Below are 16001 nucleotides of genomic sequence, written 5' to 3'. Positions count from 1 at the left end.
TTATCGAATCCAAAGACCGCAAAAAGCAGCCCCAGTTCCGCATCGTTGGCGAATCCGGCAGTTCGGTTCTGATTCCTCTGCCCACAGATCTTGTGGTGCGGGTGACAGATGGCAGCTTTGTGCATACTGGAGACATCCTGGGCCAAACTTCGCGTATGACGATTAAACAGCGCGACATTACGGGCGGTCTGCCACGTGTGCAGGATCTTTTTGAGGCTCGCGTGCCCAAGGATAAAGCCAAGATTTCAGATATTGAGGGAACTGTCACCATTGGCGGCCTTAAAAAGACAGGTCGTGATATTTTTGTGACCCCGCCCAATGGCATCGTCGCACCCATTGGTGGCAAAATCCTGGTGCAATCCGATGAATTTGTGAACCAGATTGTCATCCTTCCTGAAAAAGCAGTGTATGCAGAAAAAAATGGCAAGGTCACCATCATTGAAGAAGATGGCAAGAAGGTGATTTCGGTTGGTCGGCGCACCACCAAACCCATCATCTATCAAGTTCCGCGTGGAATGCAGATCCTGGTGGAAAACGACCAAAATGTCCGCGCCGGAAATCCCCTCTGCGGTCGGGTCATTCCCATACCGCCTCTTCAGGAAAGCATCTTTGAAACAGATGATATGGTCAAAAAAGGCCAATTCCTTGCCGGACGCCGATATTCCATTCCCACAGGAAAGAGAATCATTGTCCACCAAGGAGACTTCGTAGAAAGCGGAGACGCGCTTTCCGACGGTCCTTTCGACCCACACGACATGCTGGTGAAGGGCGTCATCGAAGCCCAAATCATGATTTTGAACGAAGTGCAGGAAATCTATCGAAAGCAGGGCGTGAAGATAGACGACAAACACATCGGCGTAATCATCCGCCAAATGTTCAAAAAAGTTCGCATCACAGACAGCGGCAGCACATCATTCCTGGAAGGCGACGTTGTGGATAAAGTTATGGTGGAAAAAGAGAACCGCGAGATTATGCAGTTCGACAAAACTCCCGCCCAATTTGAACAAATGCTGCTGGGAATCACAAAAACATCCCTGCTCACCGATAGCTGGCTTTCTGCGGCATCGTTCCAGGAAACCACCAAAGTGCTCACCAAGGCAGCCATCGAAGGACGGATTGACCGCCTCGAAGGCCTCAAGGAAAGCATCATCATTGGCCACCGCATCCCTGTGGGAACCGGCGCCAAGATTTATAACAATCAGATTGAGGAAGCCGTGAGCACAGGCGAAACGGTTGCCCAGATCATCGACCGCTTTGCCCATCCTTCGCAGGATGACGAAGTTGAAGATTTCTACGATTTTTAACCATAAAGATACAAATACCATGGAGGTAAATCAGTGCCAACAATCAATCAATTGATTAGAAAAGGCAGAACCGAGATCGCGAAAAAAAGCAAGAGCAGGGCGCTCCAAGGATGTCCGCAAAGGCGCGGAGTATGCACTCGTGTTTACACCACGACGCCCAAAAAACCGAACTCGGCATTGCGCAAAGTCGCCCGCGTCCGTCTGGTTAACGGATTTGAAGTTACAGCCTATATCGGCGGTGAAGGACACAACCTTCAGGAACACAGCATCGTGCTGGTTCGCGGAGGACGTGTGATAGACCTGCCCGGCGTTCGCTATCATATCGTGCGCGGTGCTCTGGACTCCTCCGGAGTCGAGAACCGCCAAAACTCACGTTCCAAATATGGAACCAAACGTCCCAAGGCAAAAAAATAAACGGAGGATGAATTAATGCCAAGAAAGAAAAAAGCAGTCGTCCGTGAAGTATTGCCGGATCCCAAATACAACGACGTGGTGGTCACCAAATTCATGAACTGCCTCATGGAAAAAGGAAAAAAGAGCATCGCTGAAAAAATCGTTTATGGCGCCTTTGAGATTATCGAGGAAAAAACCAAGCAGCCACCCCTGGAAGTTTTCAAAACCGCTCTGGAAAACGTGCGCCCAATGGTGAAAGTGGTTTCCCGCCGTGTTGGCGGTTCAGTCTATCAAATTCCTCTGGAAGTGAACGAGAAAAACGGCCGGACCCTTGCTTTCCGTTGGATCATCTCCTTTTCCCGCGCTCGCGGAGAAAAAACCATGATCGAAAAACTGGCAGCCGAACTTCTGGCAGCCTACAAAAAAGAAGGCGCTTCCATCAAGAAACGCGAGGACACCCACAAAATGGCTGAAGCCAACCGCGCTTTTGCCCATCTGCGTTTCTAATGACCTCTCACAGATAATTAAAAAAAGGCGGGTTGAACTTCCCGCCTTTTTGTTTCAACGCTTTTTCAAAACCCCAAACGTGGAACGTTAATTGCAAAATACTTGGCTTTAAGGAGGAATCATGAGATCCATGACCTTAACCAAAACCGCTTTTTTGGCGGGGCTGCTGTTCATACTTGTTCTGCCTTTAACTGCTGATTTTGTCGGCTCGGAAGTTGCTGCGCAAGTCGCGCGAAGCTGGCTTGTATCCCGTTTTGACATAGATTTCTTTGCCCCGGTGCAGATTCAGGCCTATCGTGCGGGTGCATTTTCACCTTTCGGTCTTGATTCACCCAAAAGCGGTGCGGAACAGCCTCTGATCTATCTAATCGGCTTTGAGGATCAGGGCTTTGCCTTGGTTTCTGCCAACGATAATGCAATTCCCATCCTGGCCTACGGCTCCGGTCAGTTTGATGGCTCCAAGCCTTTCCCGCCCGCATTTTTGGAGTGGGTGGATGGCTACGCTGCTCAAATCCAAGAAATTGACGCCCAGAACACTGAGCTGCCTGAAAATCAAGCCCAGTGGAGCCAATTGCTGTCAGGAAATTTTGAATCCCCCATCCGGAGCAACCGCTCCATCGTACCTCTTTTGGAAACCACCTGGGATCAGGGTTGGCCCTACAACGAGCTTTGCCCTGAAGATCAGGCTGGCCCCGGCGGACGCGTCTATGCCGGTTGTGTTGCCACCGCCATGGGCATGGTCATGAAGTATTGGAGCCATCCTGCTTCTGGGGTTGGCAGCCATAGCTATTACTCACACGGTTATGGTTACCAAAGCGTGAATTTCGGTAACACCACCTATCTCTGGGACGAGATGCCAAACTCGGTGGGAACCTCAAACATTCCCGTGGCAACCCTGCTCTACCATTGTGGAGTGGCTGTTGAAATGGGATATTCCCCAAACGGTTCCGGCGCCCAAAGTGATGACGCGGCTTGGGCAATGGCAAATTATTTCCGCTATCCCGACGCCCAAATCAAATGGCGCATGCAATACACAAATTCCCAATGGCACACCTTGCTGCAAGACCAGCTAAACAATGGCAGCCCAATGTATTACAGTGGTTCCGGCGATGGTGGGGGCCATGCCTTCTGCTTGGATGGCTACGACGACCCAAATTATTATCACTTCAATTTTGGCTGGAGCGGACACTACAACGGCTTTTACTATATGGATGCCATCAATGCGGGAGGCAATAGCTTCAGTCAATGGAATGCCGCCATCGTAAACACAATTCCAGAAAATTACAGCATCGCGAACACTCGTGTGCGACTCACTTCTCCTGGAGGAGCCACGGTTGGCTATCCCTTTACGGTTTCTGTTTCCACCAATCCGCTGTTGGGTTCCTGGGGCGTGGATAGCTACCAGCTTGTGCTGTTGTATGACAGTGATTTCCTCATTTTCAATGGCGCCTCCATCGATAACACCATTTCCGCTTCTGGTAATATGACTGTGGTAGAAACACAACCGGGTAGCATTTTGTTTACATGGAATGGAAGTTCAAACCTCGCGGGGGGTGGAACTTTGGCAGATTTTAGCTTCACTCCAGTTGACACCGGAGCTTATATTTTCGACATTCCCCAAATGCTTTTTAACAACAGCCCGGTAAACAACACTGAATATTTGATGATTACGGCGGGAGCCCCTGTTGCCAGCTTGGTGGAAAGCTCCATCAGTATGCCCAATGTAATGCATCTCGGCTTTCAACAGATTGGCACAACCCAGCTTCGTACCACCTACCTGTTGCCTTCCTGGAACGTTCTCCACTACCAGTGTAAATTGAATTTCGACCCCAACAAACTGGAATTTGTGGAATGCGATTTGGCGGGGACTCTCAGTGAAAATCTGGAACCCCAAATTGACTTGGAAGGGCCTGGAGTGCTCTCCATAAACTGCGATTTCGACCATCCTCTCACTGGGGAAGGCCCGCTTTTAAATCTGAAATTCCGTTCCATTGGAAACACTTCCGCCATTGGTGTGACCCAGGTTACCCCCAGCGATTTCTACTATAATTCTACCCAGATTACATCCCTGGGTTCGGCAAACTTCATTTTGAGCCCCGTCACCGCGGTTCAGGATGATACAATGCCTTCTCCACCCCAGTTACAAGTCTTTCCCAATCCTGTTTATGGAGAAGCCCGGTTACACTTCACAGGCAAAAAAGAACAGGACGCCCATATAGAGGTTTACAACTTAAAAGGACAAAAACTCGACACCATCACAGTGCCAGGCAACGCCCGGGAAATAAATTGGCAGGCGTCCGATAAATCCGGAAACAAGCTTGGCTCGGGAATATATTTGCTGCGTTGGCGCGTTGGCAATGTTCAAGGTAACGCCCGTATTCTGCTTTTGAAATAAACTCTGTCACTGCTGCAGTCAAATATCAACCCGCCCTTGCGCGGGTTTTTCTTTATTCATCAGTATTTTGACATACGAAACCCAAAAATGATGATGGGCATTCTTTTGAAATTTTTCTGTCGCAACAGTTTGTAACGGGACATTGATCTTCGCAAAAAGCTGTAAAAATGGAGCTTGGCCAATAATATTTAAAGAAATTGCGGAAAATGGAATTTTTTTTCTTGACAAGATTTCATAATACGCAATAGTCGCAATCAGGATCGATACAAGGAGATCAACCATGCGTAAAGCTTTGTTATTCCTATCGGTAATCCTCTTTGTGAGTTTGGCACTGTCGGCAACAGCGAGATCTGGTGAAGGAGGGGACAGGCCAGCCTTTGCTTCAGATCGCATCAAAATCAAACTTTCCTCAGACGCGAAACATCGCGCGGATCTTCCCCAAGACCTTCTCAGCGAAAAAAGCAGCTTTGGCATTGCCAGCCTGGACGCGAGGATGGCCAGAAACGGCGGCTATAAGCTAAAACGCGCTCACCGGCGGGTGGATGACTTTACCTGGGAGCAGATGACAGGCTTCGACCGTTGGTTCATCATCCATCTGAATGGTAGTGTGGATGTTCAGGATGCTTTGGCTGACTTTTTGGAAGATCCTGAAATCGAAGCTGCCCAATTTGAGTATTTCGCATATCCTCAAGATGCGCCAAACGATCCAGACTTCAACAGGAACTGGGGACACAATAATATCGCGCAACTACCTGGATATTCAAATGGACACAGTGGAGCCGGGGTTGGCACGGTTGGATTTGACACCCATGTTTGGCAGGCATGGGATCAATCGCAAGGCCATGGTTCACCGGATATTGTGATTGCCATTATAGATACTGGAGTGGATTACTACCATGAGGATCTTGCCGCAAATTGTGTGCCGGGTTGGGATTATGGTAGTAATGATTCCAACCCCATGGATGATTCGCAGAAAGCAGGGCATGGCACCTGCTGCGCAGGAATTGCGGCAGCGATTGGAAATAATGGAATTGGCGTGGTAGGAGTAGCCGGTGGATGTAGAATTATGCCCCTCAAAGTTGCCGACAACGATGGTGATATCTATACAAATTATGTGGCAAATGCGATCACGTATGCCGCTGATAACGGCGCGGACGTTATCAGCATGAGCTTTGGGATTGAAGGTGGTTATGGTGAAGGAAGCTCTACCTCCACTGATAGCGCGCTTGAGTATGCTTATAGTAAAAATGTTGTTATGTTTGCGGCAACAGCCAATTCTGATGCTGCCGCAATAGCCTATCCGGCAAACCATAATAAGGTCATAAGCGTCGGTGCGGCTTCACCCTGTGGGCAGCGTAAATCGACTTCCTCCTGTGATGGTGAAAACTGGTGGGGTTCAAATTACGGGGTTAATTCGCAAGACAACAGGGCAAGTGTCGATATCATGGGGCCTACAATTTTGCCCACCACAGACATTACGGGCAGTGCCGGATATTCAAGCGGAAACTATTATATGTGGTTCAACGGCACCTCCTGCGCCACACCCTACGTTGCGGGCGCGGCAGCTTTGGTCCTCTCGAAATATCCAAACCTCACGCCTGCGGAGGTAAGACAGCGCTTGGTTTCCACCGCAACCGACATGACCATCGACGGTGGCGTTGGCTGGGATCGCTACACAGGTTATGGTTTGGTGAATGTTTATGCCGCCTTGGGCAATCCTCCTGAAGCTGTTGTGGATTCAACTTCTTTTTATGTTGAACTTGAACCCGGGCAGAGCGCTGAAAGAAATCTCAACGTTGGCAATACAGGAGAATCCCTGCTTCGATACAGCGTTTACCGAAGAGTAAGCTCTTTGGACGAAAGTTTTGAACGCGGCGGATATTTCCCCGCGGAATGGACTCAGGAGAACGTTAGTGGAAGCACATGCTGGGCTTTTCTGCCTGGATCTTATGAAGGGTCTCCCTCCCAAGCCTACGATGGCTCGCTAAACGCGCGTTTGTTTGTGGCCAGCACTTCAGCTGCCACCACAAAGCTGATTAGCCCGGCTCTCGACCTGTCGGGTGCTTCAACAGCCACCTTGACCTTTTATCACGCTCAGGCAGTCCGGGATTCTAAACAAGATGAATTGCGGGTTTATTACCGCACCTCATCATCCGGTTCATGGGTTCTTCTTCAAACCTACACAGAAAATGTAAGCACCTGGACCAAGAGGACAATCAATCTTCCCAACCTCAGTTCGAACTACTATATAGCATTTGAAGGCAAGGCAAAATATGGAAGGGGAGTTTGCATTGATAAAGTTGAAGTCAGCAGGCTGGTGCCCGCTTCAGATAGTTGGCTGCAAGTCGCTGGTGGCATTTCGGTCAATGGCAGTGTTCAAGCGGCTTCGCAAACTCCGGATACGGTCACCATTGGTTTTGATGCGACAGGTTTAAACGTTGGCGAATATCAAACCACCTTCTACGTGCAAAGTAACAGTGAAGACAACGATTTTATAGCGATTCCCTGCACCATGAACGTTAAAGATCAGCCTCTGCCTGTGGAACTATCTTCTTTCACCGCAGCTATATCCGCGGATAACTATGTGAACCTGAATTGGGTCACCCAAACCGAAACCGGTGTGTTGGGCTTCTACGTGTTGCGTGGCGACACTGATGATTTAGCTGCCGCGCTCACTGTCAGCCCCTTAATCCAGGCCACGAATTCTTCCGCCCAACAGAGCTATATTTTCACCGACCGCGATCTTCAACAAGATGGAACCTACCACTATTGGCTGCAAAACTCCGATTTGGACGGCAGTGTGGGCTTCCACGGTCCTGCCAGCATAGCCTATTCCACCCTGGATGTGGGAACGCCAGAAATACCCTTGGTCACGGAACTGCGTCCGGTTTATCCCAATCCCTTCAATCCAATTGCCCACATTCCCTATAGCCTGAAAGACGCCTCCACGGTCACTTTCGAAATCTACAATGTTCGAGGCCAGGTTTTGCGTCACATCAATGATGGTGAAAGAGGCTCGGGCAACCATCAAACGCTTTGGGATGGCCGTGATGACAGTGGACAGGATTGTGGCACCGGCATCTATTATTTGCGCATGAAAGCGGGTGATTACGTGCAATCCCGCAAAATGATTCTTTGTAAATGACCCGTCTCTCATAAGACACTCCTACCGACCCGGGACAAATGTTCCGGGTCAGTTTTTTCTAAAAAACACCCGTTTTTTCTCAAGCTTCACGTCCATACTCTGCCCAAATTTATTCTTACAAAACATAAGGCAGACTAAGGGCAGCAAGAGGGAAGGATGAAATTGGAAACAGGTTTTTCCAGATTCCGAGCCTCTTGGTTTTCTTGTAACTGAACCCTTTTTTCATATGAAAGGCAGTGTGGTTGTTAATTGGTTTAAACCCAAAAACCTGTCACCGCAGATGTCAGCCAGTTTTCAAAGGAAATGATTGACAAAACCATGGCGCCCGTGGAGATTGATTGCAAATAAAAAAAACATAAACAGGAGGACGAATGTCCCAGCTAATTCTTGCCGTGAATCCCGGCTCAACTTCAACCAAAATTGCCGTGTTCGATGGCGACAAGCCTGTATTCGAAAAAACCTTGCGCCACACCTCGGAGGAGCTTGAGCCTTGGCCAAATATCATCGACCAGTTTGAGTTTCGCAAACATTTGGTGCTTGAAGCGATGGAGGAACATCATGTTCGTCCGGAAGACCTTGTCGCTGTGGTCGGCCGCGGCGGATTGGTCCGCCCTGTGCCTGGCGGCACTTTCCGCATCAACGAGGCCATGAAGCGTGACCTGCGCGATCCTTCACTTTGGGGACGCACCCACGCTTCCGCGCTTGGCGCCTTCATCGCGGACTCCATTGCCAGCGATCTTGGCATCCCCGGTTTCATTGTTGACCCCGTGGTCGTGGATGAATTTGAAGATCTCGCCCGCGTTTCAGGCATTCCTGAAATAGAACGAAAATCGCTTTTGCACGCGCTGAACATTCGCTATATCGCAAGATTGATGGCGCGTGAACTGGGCAAAGAACTGGATGATGTTAATTTAATCGGTGTCCACATGGGTGGTGGCATCTCTGTCGCCGCCATAAAAAACGGTCGCGTGGTGGATGTGAACAACGCCCTGCTCGGCATGGGTCCTTTTTCCCCACAGCGTGCTGGAGCTTTGCCCATCGGTGACCTTTTGGAACTGGCTTACAGCGGAAAATTCAGCCATGGCGAACTGGTGAAATATCTAACCAAAACTGCTGGTTTCACAGCTTATCTGGGCACAGACAGCGGCATCGAGGTTTACAAACGTATTCAAGCTGGAGACGAAAAAGCAATCCTCGTCACAAACGCCATGTGCTACCAGGTTGCCAAGGAAGTGGGCGCTTGCGCCACAGTTCTCAGCGGCAAGGTGGACGCCATTTTCCTCAGTGGTGGTTTGGTTTATAACGAATATATCGTGGAGCAGATTCGCTCCCGGGTGGGGTTCATCGCGCCTATACATCAATATCCTGGCGAACGCGAAATGGAAGCGCTTGCCCAGGGTGGCTTGCGCGTTCTGAACGGAACAGAAGAAGCGATGGAGTATAATTTATAATATGATACGCTGGGGGAAACGGTGAAACAAGCTCTGCTAATCCTGCTGGGGCTGGCTTTGCTGTTTCCCCTTTTTGCGTCGGATTGGACCGTTCTGGTTTATATGGCCGCGGACAACAATCTGTGGCACAATGCGGTACGCAACATCAACGAGATGGAATCGGCGGCCATCCCTCCGGGTTTGGAAATCATCGTTCAAACTGATATGCCCCAGGATTCCAACTATCCTGGCTGCCAAAGACGCCGAATACGACAGGATTTTACACCCTATATCATGTCCACGCTGCTGGAAAATCTGGGCACTGTCAACAGCGGCGACCCCAGCACTCTGAGGGATTTTATCAACTGGGGTTTTCAGAAATATCCCGCTAATAAAAAAATGCTGGTGATTTGGGGGCATGGGGATAATTGGTTCAAAGACAACACTTGGAAATGGATTTGCCCGGACGAAGGCGCTGAAGATTTGATCAGCGTTTCAGGGGGTGAGTTGCGTCAGGCGCTCAGCGATATTCCCCATCTTGATATTCTGCTTTTTGACGCCTGCAGCATGCAAAGCCTTGAGGTTTTGGCTGAAGTGATGCACGCCGCGGACATCGTTGTTGCCAGCGAAGAGCAAGTTCCCGCCGCTGGATTTCCATATCAGGACATCGTTCCGCTTTTCAGCAATCCGGATCCAGAAGCAGTCGCCTCTCAAATCTGCCAAAAATATCTGGATTCCTACCTTCACGGCGGCAGCCACAACCCCTACGGTTTTGTCTTGCCTGTAACTTGTTCCGCCATCCAAACTTCTAAATTAACAGCTTTTTACGAAGCCTGGAAAGACTATTTTTTATCCCACGGACCCCATTTCCCAGGTGAGCTTCAAGCCTTTCGGAAAAATCTTTGGGAAATGAACACTGCCTACAACGACATAGACGTGGGCGAGCTTCTGCATGTGATGCTGGATTCTTGGGAGGATTACGAGCCGCTTTTGACCGGGCTTTTGGCAAAGTGGGAAGCCTGCGTTTTAGCCTCCGGCTCCTTGTATATTGAAAACGAGGTGGGTTCAGCCGCGCTCTGGTTTCCCAAATATCAGCAGCATTTTGATTTTTGGTGGGAAAGCTATGCCCAGCTTGAATTTGCGCGCTACCGTTGGCCCCAAATGCTGCATAGGTATTTTAGACCGCATGGAAAGCCGCCCGCACCTGAGCTTGTTTCCGTCAGACAGGTTTTAAACACATATCGGATTGAGCTGCGCCAAGCTGTTTATCCGGATTCTCTGTGGTATATTGTGAGGTCGCGTCCATTCCAGGAGGGAGATCAAGCCATCTTTCTCACTCCCGAATTTGGGCAACAAAACTTTGGGTTTTCATTGCCACATGGTTCTTGGCAATGGCTTGAAATCAGCAGCGTTAATCCTTGGGGCTCCATCTCTGATTCGCTGGTTGTGTTTTTGGAATACACTGAACCAGGTTTGGAGCTGTTGGTGAGTCCCAATCCCGCTTGGGACAGATCCCGAACCGTGGCACGCTGGTATCTGCCTGAGGGGAGTACGGGCAGGATCGAATTAAACCTGTATAACTCACGCGGGCAAAAGGTTTTAAGCCATGCCGTCAACCAGCCCGAACCGGGTGAGGGTTTATGGTGGCTGGCCACGGAACCGGAATTCCACAAACTGGGTCGTGGTGTTTTCATACTCAGTCTAAAAGTTGGTAATAATTCCCTGGTTCGCAAGCTCGCAATTCCCTGAGGGAAGCCCCTTTGTGTAAAATGTGGATAAACTGTGGATAAGTATAAGGGGCGAGCGAGAGAAAGCGATAACGATATATGGGATAATGAGATACAGAATGTGGATAATCCACGGCATTTGTGGATAAGTTCGTAGATAACTGGAAATAAGGAGATTGAAAACTTGGAAAAAAAAACGGCAGAACTCAGCAAGAACAGAGTGAGGGAACTGCGCAAATTGCTTCAGAAAAAACATAGAAAATTGGAAGGCAAGGTTGTGGTGGAAGGCTTGCGAACTTTGCGGCAGATGCGTGATGACGGCATCAAACCTTTGGAACAGTATTTCACCCTCGGGCAAGAGCCTGCTTGGCAGGATGTTCCCGCGTTTTTTGTCCAGGAATGGGATTTTTCAAAAATCTGCGACAGCGAGCATCCTCAGGGCGTGGCGGCGCTTTTTGAAATGCCGCGGGAACGGGTGACAGGTTTCAGGCGCGCTTTTTATCTGGATGGGATTAGCGATCCGGGCAATTTGGGCACCATTTTCAGGATTGCGGCGGCTTTCGGGCTTGACGCTCTGCTGCTTTCGCCCGCTTGCGCGGAAATCGGTTCACCAAAGGTGATTCGAGCCTCTCTGGGCAACGTGTTCAAAATTCCCTTTCAAGTTTTGGCGCCGGAAAAATTGCGGGATTTGGGAGCCAAATTGCTTTGCACGGATGCGTCCACCGGAGAGCCTTTGCGTTCATTTTCACCGGGGAAGGATGAAACACTGCTCCTCATTTTGGGCTCCGAGGCGCATGGGGTCAGTCCGGAACTCAAAACACTGGCAGACCAATGTTTGCGCATTGAAATGGATGAAAATACAGAATCCCTCAATGTGGCTGTGGCGGCAGGCATCTTCGCCCATCACCTTTTTGGAGGGTGAATCCCAACATTATCGATTGACAAATTCAGCGATTTGACAAGATTGACCTTCTTTGGATTTTTGTCTGCGAGGAGATAGCGTGAATATCATAAATCAGAAGACTGGATGGATCGAAGTGATCTGCGGCAGCATGTTCAGCGGTAAAACGGAGGAGCTCATCCGCCGCATCCGCAGGGCGGAATATGCCCGCCAACCGGTTTTGGTTTTCAAACCTGCCCTGGATAATCGTTACGATGTAAACGATATCGTTTCCCATTCGCGAATGAGGGCGCCTTCCATCCCCATCAACAAACCTCAGGAAGTTTTTGATTATCTCAAAGAGGATACAAAAATCGTCGCTATCGACGAGGCTCAGTTTTTTGATCCCAGCATTGTGGATGTATGCAACGAATTGGCAGACAAAGGCTTCCGTGTGATTGTGGCAGGTTTGGATCAGGATTACACCGGCAAACCTTTCGCCAGCATGCCCCAGCTTTTGGCTGTGGCGGAATATGTGACCAAAATCTTGGCCATCTGCGTGAAATGTGGAAATCCTGCCAACCGCACCCAACGCACAGTGTGTCAGGACGGGCAAATCCTGGTGGGCAGCACCGAAGCTTATGAAGCCCGCTGCCGAAATTGCCACGAGGTTTTATAAATGCCCCGCGGCTTTGGTTTTATTTCGCTAATCATATTCATCTTGGATGTCTATGCCGTGCTAATCCTCATCAGAGCGGTAATGAGCTGGTTTGTGCGGGATTATCGCAATCAAATATATCATATTTTGATTAAGGTCACCGAACCCGTTCTGGCACCTTTGCGCAGAGTGTTGCCTCGCATGGGGGTTGACATTTCACCCATGGTGGCGATTGTTTTGATCCAGATTGCCATCAGGGTTCTCAGAACTTTTTTTATATTCCAATAGGGAGGAAAAATGGCACTGTATCCAACAGACATTCGCCATCAGGAATTTGGCAACGCCATGTTCGGCTACAGCAAAAAAGAGGTTAAAGAGTATCTGGAGCAGCTGGCTTCGCAGGTGGAGGACTATCAATCCATCCAGGAACGTGAGCTTCAGCGCCGCGAGAAGATGCAACTGGAAGTCCGCCAGGAAGCTGCGGAAGCGGGAACGGCTGTAGAAGAGCTCAAACGTCGTGAAGAGCTGATCAGCCGCACTCTTGTATTCGCGGAAAAAACCAAGGCGGATATTCTTTCCAATGCCCGCAAGGAAGCAGAGAACATCATTCACGAAGCAGAGCTCAAGGCAAAGCGCGCCATCCAGGAAGCCAAGCAATATCTGGGCGTTTTGGAGCAGCAATATCTGCATCTGAAAGAGGAAAAACGCCAGTTTTTGATGCAGTTCAAAAGTGAACTCAACACTTTTATGGACCGCATCGAAAAAGACCCGCTTCTGAACAAACCCGTGGAACAGCTCGCGGATTCTGATTTTAAACAAATCAAGGAAGACATCAATCCCAAACGCAGCCTCCCGGAAGGGGACAACCAGATATCATGAAAGCCTCCCACCACGAAACTGCTGCTTGGCTGAAACAGCGCCTGCCTGAGGTTCCAAGCGTTGCCATGATTTTGGGAACCGGGTTGAACGCGATTGCCGAACGCGGTAAAACCATTTTGCAGATTCCTTATGGGGAAATCCCCGGTTTTGTGAGCAGCACCGCTCCGTCGCATAAAGGTAACCTCGTTTTAAGCGAACTGGACGGGCAAAAAGTGCTTTTTCTGCAGGGACGTTTCCATTTTTATGAAGGTCATCCGATGTCCGCGGTGGTATTTCCAACCCGCGTTTTAGCCTGTTTGGGCGTTAAAACCCTGATTGTGACGAATGCCTCCGGCAGCCTCAGAGAAAAACTGGGACCCGGCTCCATCGTGATGTTGGAAGACCACATCAACCACATGGGAACGAATCCGCTCATTGGTGAAAACGACGCAGACCTCGGCGAACGTTTTCCCAGCATGAACCATCCCTACGATCTTGCTTACCGGGAAAGCTGTCTTGCCATCGCCCGGGAACAGAACATTCCCCTGCACTCGGGGGTTTATCTTGCCGTAACCGGACCCAGTTTGGAAACCCGCGCGGAATGTGCCGCTTTTGCCGGTTGGGGAGCCGATCTCGTCGGTATGTCCACCGTGCCGGAAGTAATCGTTGCCCGCCATGCTGGCATGAAGGTTTTGGCATTTTCCGTGGTGACGAACCACAGCAATCTTTTTCACGATAAAGCCCACTCCCAGGAGGAGATACGTGCCAATGCGGACAGGGCTTCCACCCACTTGATTAATCTCATAACACGCTTTTTGAAAACCCTTGATTAAGCGGGGGTTGCATATTTTTGTTGACACCATTCGCTTGGTCAGATAACTTGAAAAAACTATAAAGCGCGATTCGCATAGGAGTGACCCATGGCAGCCAAACCGTTGTCAGAAAAGAAACTCAAGGAATTTAAAGCCCTCATCAAGGCGGAGCTCAGAGAAAGCATGGCCTACGTTGATGATGTGAACAAAGATCAAAGCAAAGGCGCCCGCGAAAGCAGTGGCGACCTTTCTTCCTACGCCTACCATCAGGCAGACCAGGGTTCGGATACGAACCTGATGGAACAAAACGTGATGATGCTTGAACACGAGCGGGAGAAAATCCGCCTTCTAAACGACGCTTTGCGCAAGATTTATGAAGGAAAATTTGGAATCTGCGAGCTCTGTGGAGAAAACATCAGTGAAAGCCGTTTGGAGGTTATCCCCTACGCCAAATATTGCATAGATTGCATGTCCAAAATGGAAGATAAAAAGAGACGGCAAAGAAAATAACGCATGGAAAAGCCAAAGAAATATCCCGCTTTTCTGATTATGGGCGCGATAATCGCGCTGGATCAGTTAACCAAATATCTGGTCAGGCTCAAGCTTCCCTTGGGGGATTTTATCACCGTGGGAGAAAAATGGTTCGGACAAATTTTCCAGCTCCACCATCTCCAAAACACCGGGGCGGCGTTCAGCCTGTCGCTGCCAAATCCGATGTGGAACCGGGCTTTTTTTGTGGTTGTTTCGGTGTTCGCGGTCGTTTTCATCCTGTGGATGCTGAGCCGTGCCACAAACAAAATTCAGGTCACGGCGTTTGGCTTGGTGCTGGGTGGCGCGATTGGAAACAATCTCATCGACCGCCTTCTTTTTGGTGCGGTCACAGATTTTATCAGTGTGGATATCCCCGATATTATTCCCGGGATGGAGCGCTTTCCCGTTTTCAACGTTGCGGATAGCGCCATCTTCATCGCGATGTGCCTGCTGATAATCGACATCATTTTTATAAGTGGAAAAAAATCGCCGCACAAGGAGCCGGAAACATCTCCAGACGCGGAAACATATTTACCTGACAAGGAGCAATAGATGAAACGTATCCTCATAAGCGTCCTGGCGCTGGCTTTCACGGGACTCGTGTTTGCCCAGGTACTCAGTTGCCACGATGTGCAATACACTGAAGACCCAAGTGGAAATTCACCCTACTCGGGTCAAGTTGTAACCGTTGAAGGCATCGTGGTTCAGCAGGTTTTCTACACGGGCACCGCCGAAAACAACAAAGGTTTTATTATTTCCGACCCGGATGGCGGTCCTTGGAGTAGACTTATGATTTTTACGAGCCAATACACCCCGCAGCGTGGTGATATGGTTAGAGTGACCGGCACCATCACCGAATACTTCGGTTTCACGGAAATGTCGCCCACAACCAGCTATCAGGTCATCAGCCAGGGAAATCCCCTGCCACAGCCAACCCTGATCCGAACCGGTGACCTCGTCGGCCCCAATGCCGAACAGTGGGAAAGCGTGTTTGTGAAAGTTGAAGATGTGAATGTGACCGGGTTGCCAAACAACCACAACGAATTCAAGGTGAATGACGGCAGCGGAGCCTGTCAGATTGATGACCAATGCTTTCCCCGCACAGGTTTTTCCTGGCCCCAGATGACAGTTGGTCAATCCTGGGCCCGCATTCAGGGTGTGGTGGATTATTCCTTCGACGAATTTGGCCTCAACCCCCGCGACATGACAGACTTGGTGCAAACCCTGAACGTCCAAAATTCCGCTGTGCGCGTCCAAACCGTAACCGGAGAATTGAACGTGGAAAAGGAAGTAAACGTCCTCACTTCCCGCATGTATCCAAATTGGGGCGTCGCTTCCTACAGTGCCCAGTTCGAGTTTGA

General features: G+C 49.7%; 16 protein-coding genes. 15 read left to right on the top strand and 1 reads right to left on the bottom strand.

All coding sequences use genetic code 11. The features are described from left to right. From GX135_03555 to GX135_03540, 4 genes are all read left to right on the top strand, one after another. On the top strand, window positions 1-1304 hold a 1304-nt coding region (locus GX135_03555), incomplete at its 5' end, for a DNA-directed RNA polymerase subunit beta' (protein ID NLN85170.1). A 33-nt stretch (window positions 1305-1337) separates the two neighbouring features. Then, a complete protein-coding gene (locus GX135_03550) occupies window positions 1338-1718 on the top strand; it encodes a 30S ribosomal protein S12 (protein ID NLN85169.1) in 381 nt (126 codons plus the stop codon). 15 nt (window positions 1719-1733) lie between these two features. Further along, window positions 1734-2204 carry a 30S ribosomal protein S7 gene (gene rpsG / locus GX135_03545; protein NLN85168.1) on the top strand — a complete coding sequence of 157 codons (471 nt, stop codon included), beginning with the start codon at window positions 1734-1736 and terminating at the stop codon, window positions 2202-2204. 121 nt (window positions 2205-2325) lie between these two features. Further along, window positions 2326-4599: a T9SS type A sorting domain-containing protein gene (locus GX135_03540; GenBank protein ID NLN85167.1), complete on the top strand. Its 2274-nt coding sequence runs from the start codon at window positions 2326-2328 to the stop codon at window positions 4597-4599. 18 nt (window positions 4600-4617) lie between these two features. Here the strand turns inward: GX135_03540 and GX135_03535 are convergent, their stop codons facing one another. Then, window positions 4618-4881 (bottom strand): hypothetical protein, encoded by a 264-nt coding sequence (locus GX135_03535; protein ID NLN85166.1) that lies wholly within the window; start codon window positions 4879-4881, stop codon window positions 4618-4620. Here GX135_03535 and GX135_03530 point away from each other — a divergent pair. From GX135_03530 to GX135_03480, 11 genes are all read left to right on the top strand, one after another. Continuing rightward, complete coding sequence (locus GX135_03530; protein NLN85165.1) at window positions 4880-7744, top strand: S8 family serine peptidase; 2865 nt, start codon at window positions 4880-4882, stop codon at window positions 7742-7744. The genes GX135_03535 and GX135_03530 overlap by 2 nt on opposite strands. Before the next feature lie 371 nt (window positions 7745-8115). After that, window positions 8116-9195: a butyrate kinase gene (gene buk, locus GX135_03525; protein NLN85164.1), complete on the top strand. Its 1080-nt coding sequence runs from the start codon at window positions 8116-8118 to the stop codon at window positions 9193-9195. A 21-nt stretch (window positions 9196-9216) separates the two neighbouring features. Further along, the gene (locus GX135_03520; protein ID NLN85163.1) at window positions 9217-10923 is read left to right on the top strand and encodes a hypothetical protein; all 1707 of its coding nucleotides are present in this window, start codon (window positions 9217-9219) and stop codon (window positions 10921-10923) included. A 162-nt stretch (window positions 10924-11085) separates the two neighbouring features. Then, on the top strand, window positions 11086-11823 hold the full coding sequence (locus GX135_03515) for an RNA methyltransferase (GenBank protein NLN85162.1): 738 nt from the start codon (window positions 11086-11088) through the stop codon (window positions 11821-11823). Window positions 11824-11902: 79 nt separating this feature from the next. Further along, window positions 11903-12460 (top strand): thymidine kinase, encoded by a 558-nt coding sequence (locus tag GX135_03510; GenBank protein NLN85161.1) that lies wholly within the window; start codon window positions 11903-11905, stop codon window positions 12458-12460. Further along, the gene (locus tag GX135_03505) at window positions 12461-12727 is read left to right on the top strand and encodes a YggT family protein (GenBank protein ID NLN85160.1); all 267 of its coding nucleotides are present in this window, start codon (window positions 12461-12463) and stop codon (window positions 12725-12727) included. A gap of 9 nt (window positions 12728-12736) precedes the next feature. Continuing rightward, a complete protein-coding gene (locus GX135_03500; protein ID NLN85159.1) occupies window positions 12737-13318 on the top strand; it encodes a DivIVA domain-containing protein in 582 nt (193 codons plus the stop codon). After that, on the top strand, window positions 13315-14130 hold the full coding sequence (locus GX135_03495; protein ID NLN85158.1) for a purine-nucleoside phosphorylase: 816 nt from the start codon (window positions 13315-13317) through the stop codon (window positions 14128-14130). The genes GX135_03500 and GX135_03495 overlap by 4 nt, the downstream gene beginning before the upstream one ends. An 87-nt stretch (window positions 14131-14217) precedes the next feature. Continuing rightward, window positions 14218-14619: a hypothetical protein gene (locus tag GX135_03490; protein NLN85157.1), complete on the top strand. Its 402-nt coding sequence runs from the start codon at window positions 14218-14220 to the stop codon at window positions 14617-14619. A gap of 3 nt (window positions 14620-14622) precedes the next feature. Beyond that, window positions 14623-15192 carry a signal peptidase II gene (gene lspA / locus GX135_03485; protein NLN85156.1) on the top strand — a complete coding sequence of 190 codons (570 nt, stop codon included), beginning with the start codon at window positions 14623-14625 and terminating at the stop codon, window positions 15190-15192. After that, window positions 15193-16001 (top strand): hypothetical protein (locus GX135_03480; protein NLN85155.1); only part of this gene is annotated, 809 nt, incomplete at its 3' end. It abuts the gene before it with no gap.

The organism is Candidatus Cloacimonadota bacterium (assembly GCA_012522635.1).
Classification (GTDB): domain Bacteria; phylum Cloacimonadota; class Cloacimonadia; order Cloacimonadales; family Cloacimonadaceae; genus Syntrophosphaera.
Note: the sequence above shows the minus strand (reverse complement) of the source record. Positions and strands in the feature narration are given on the sequence as shown.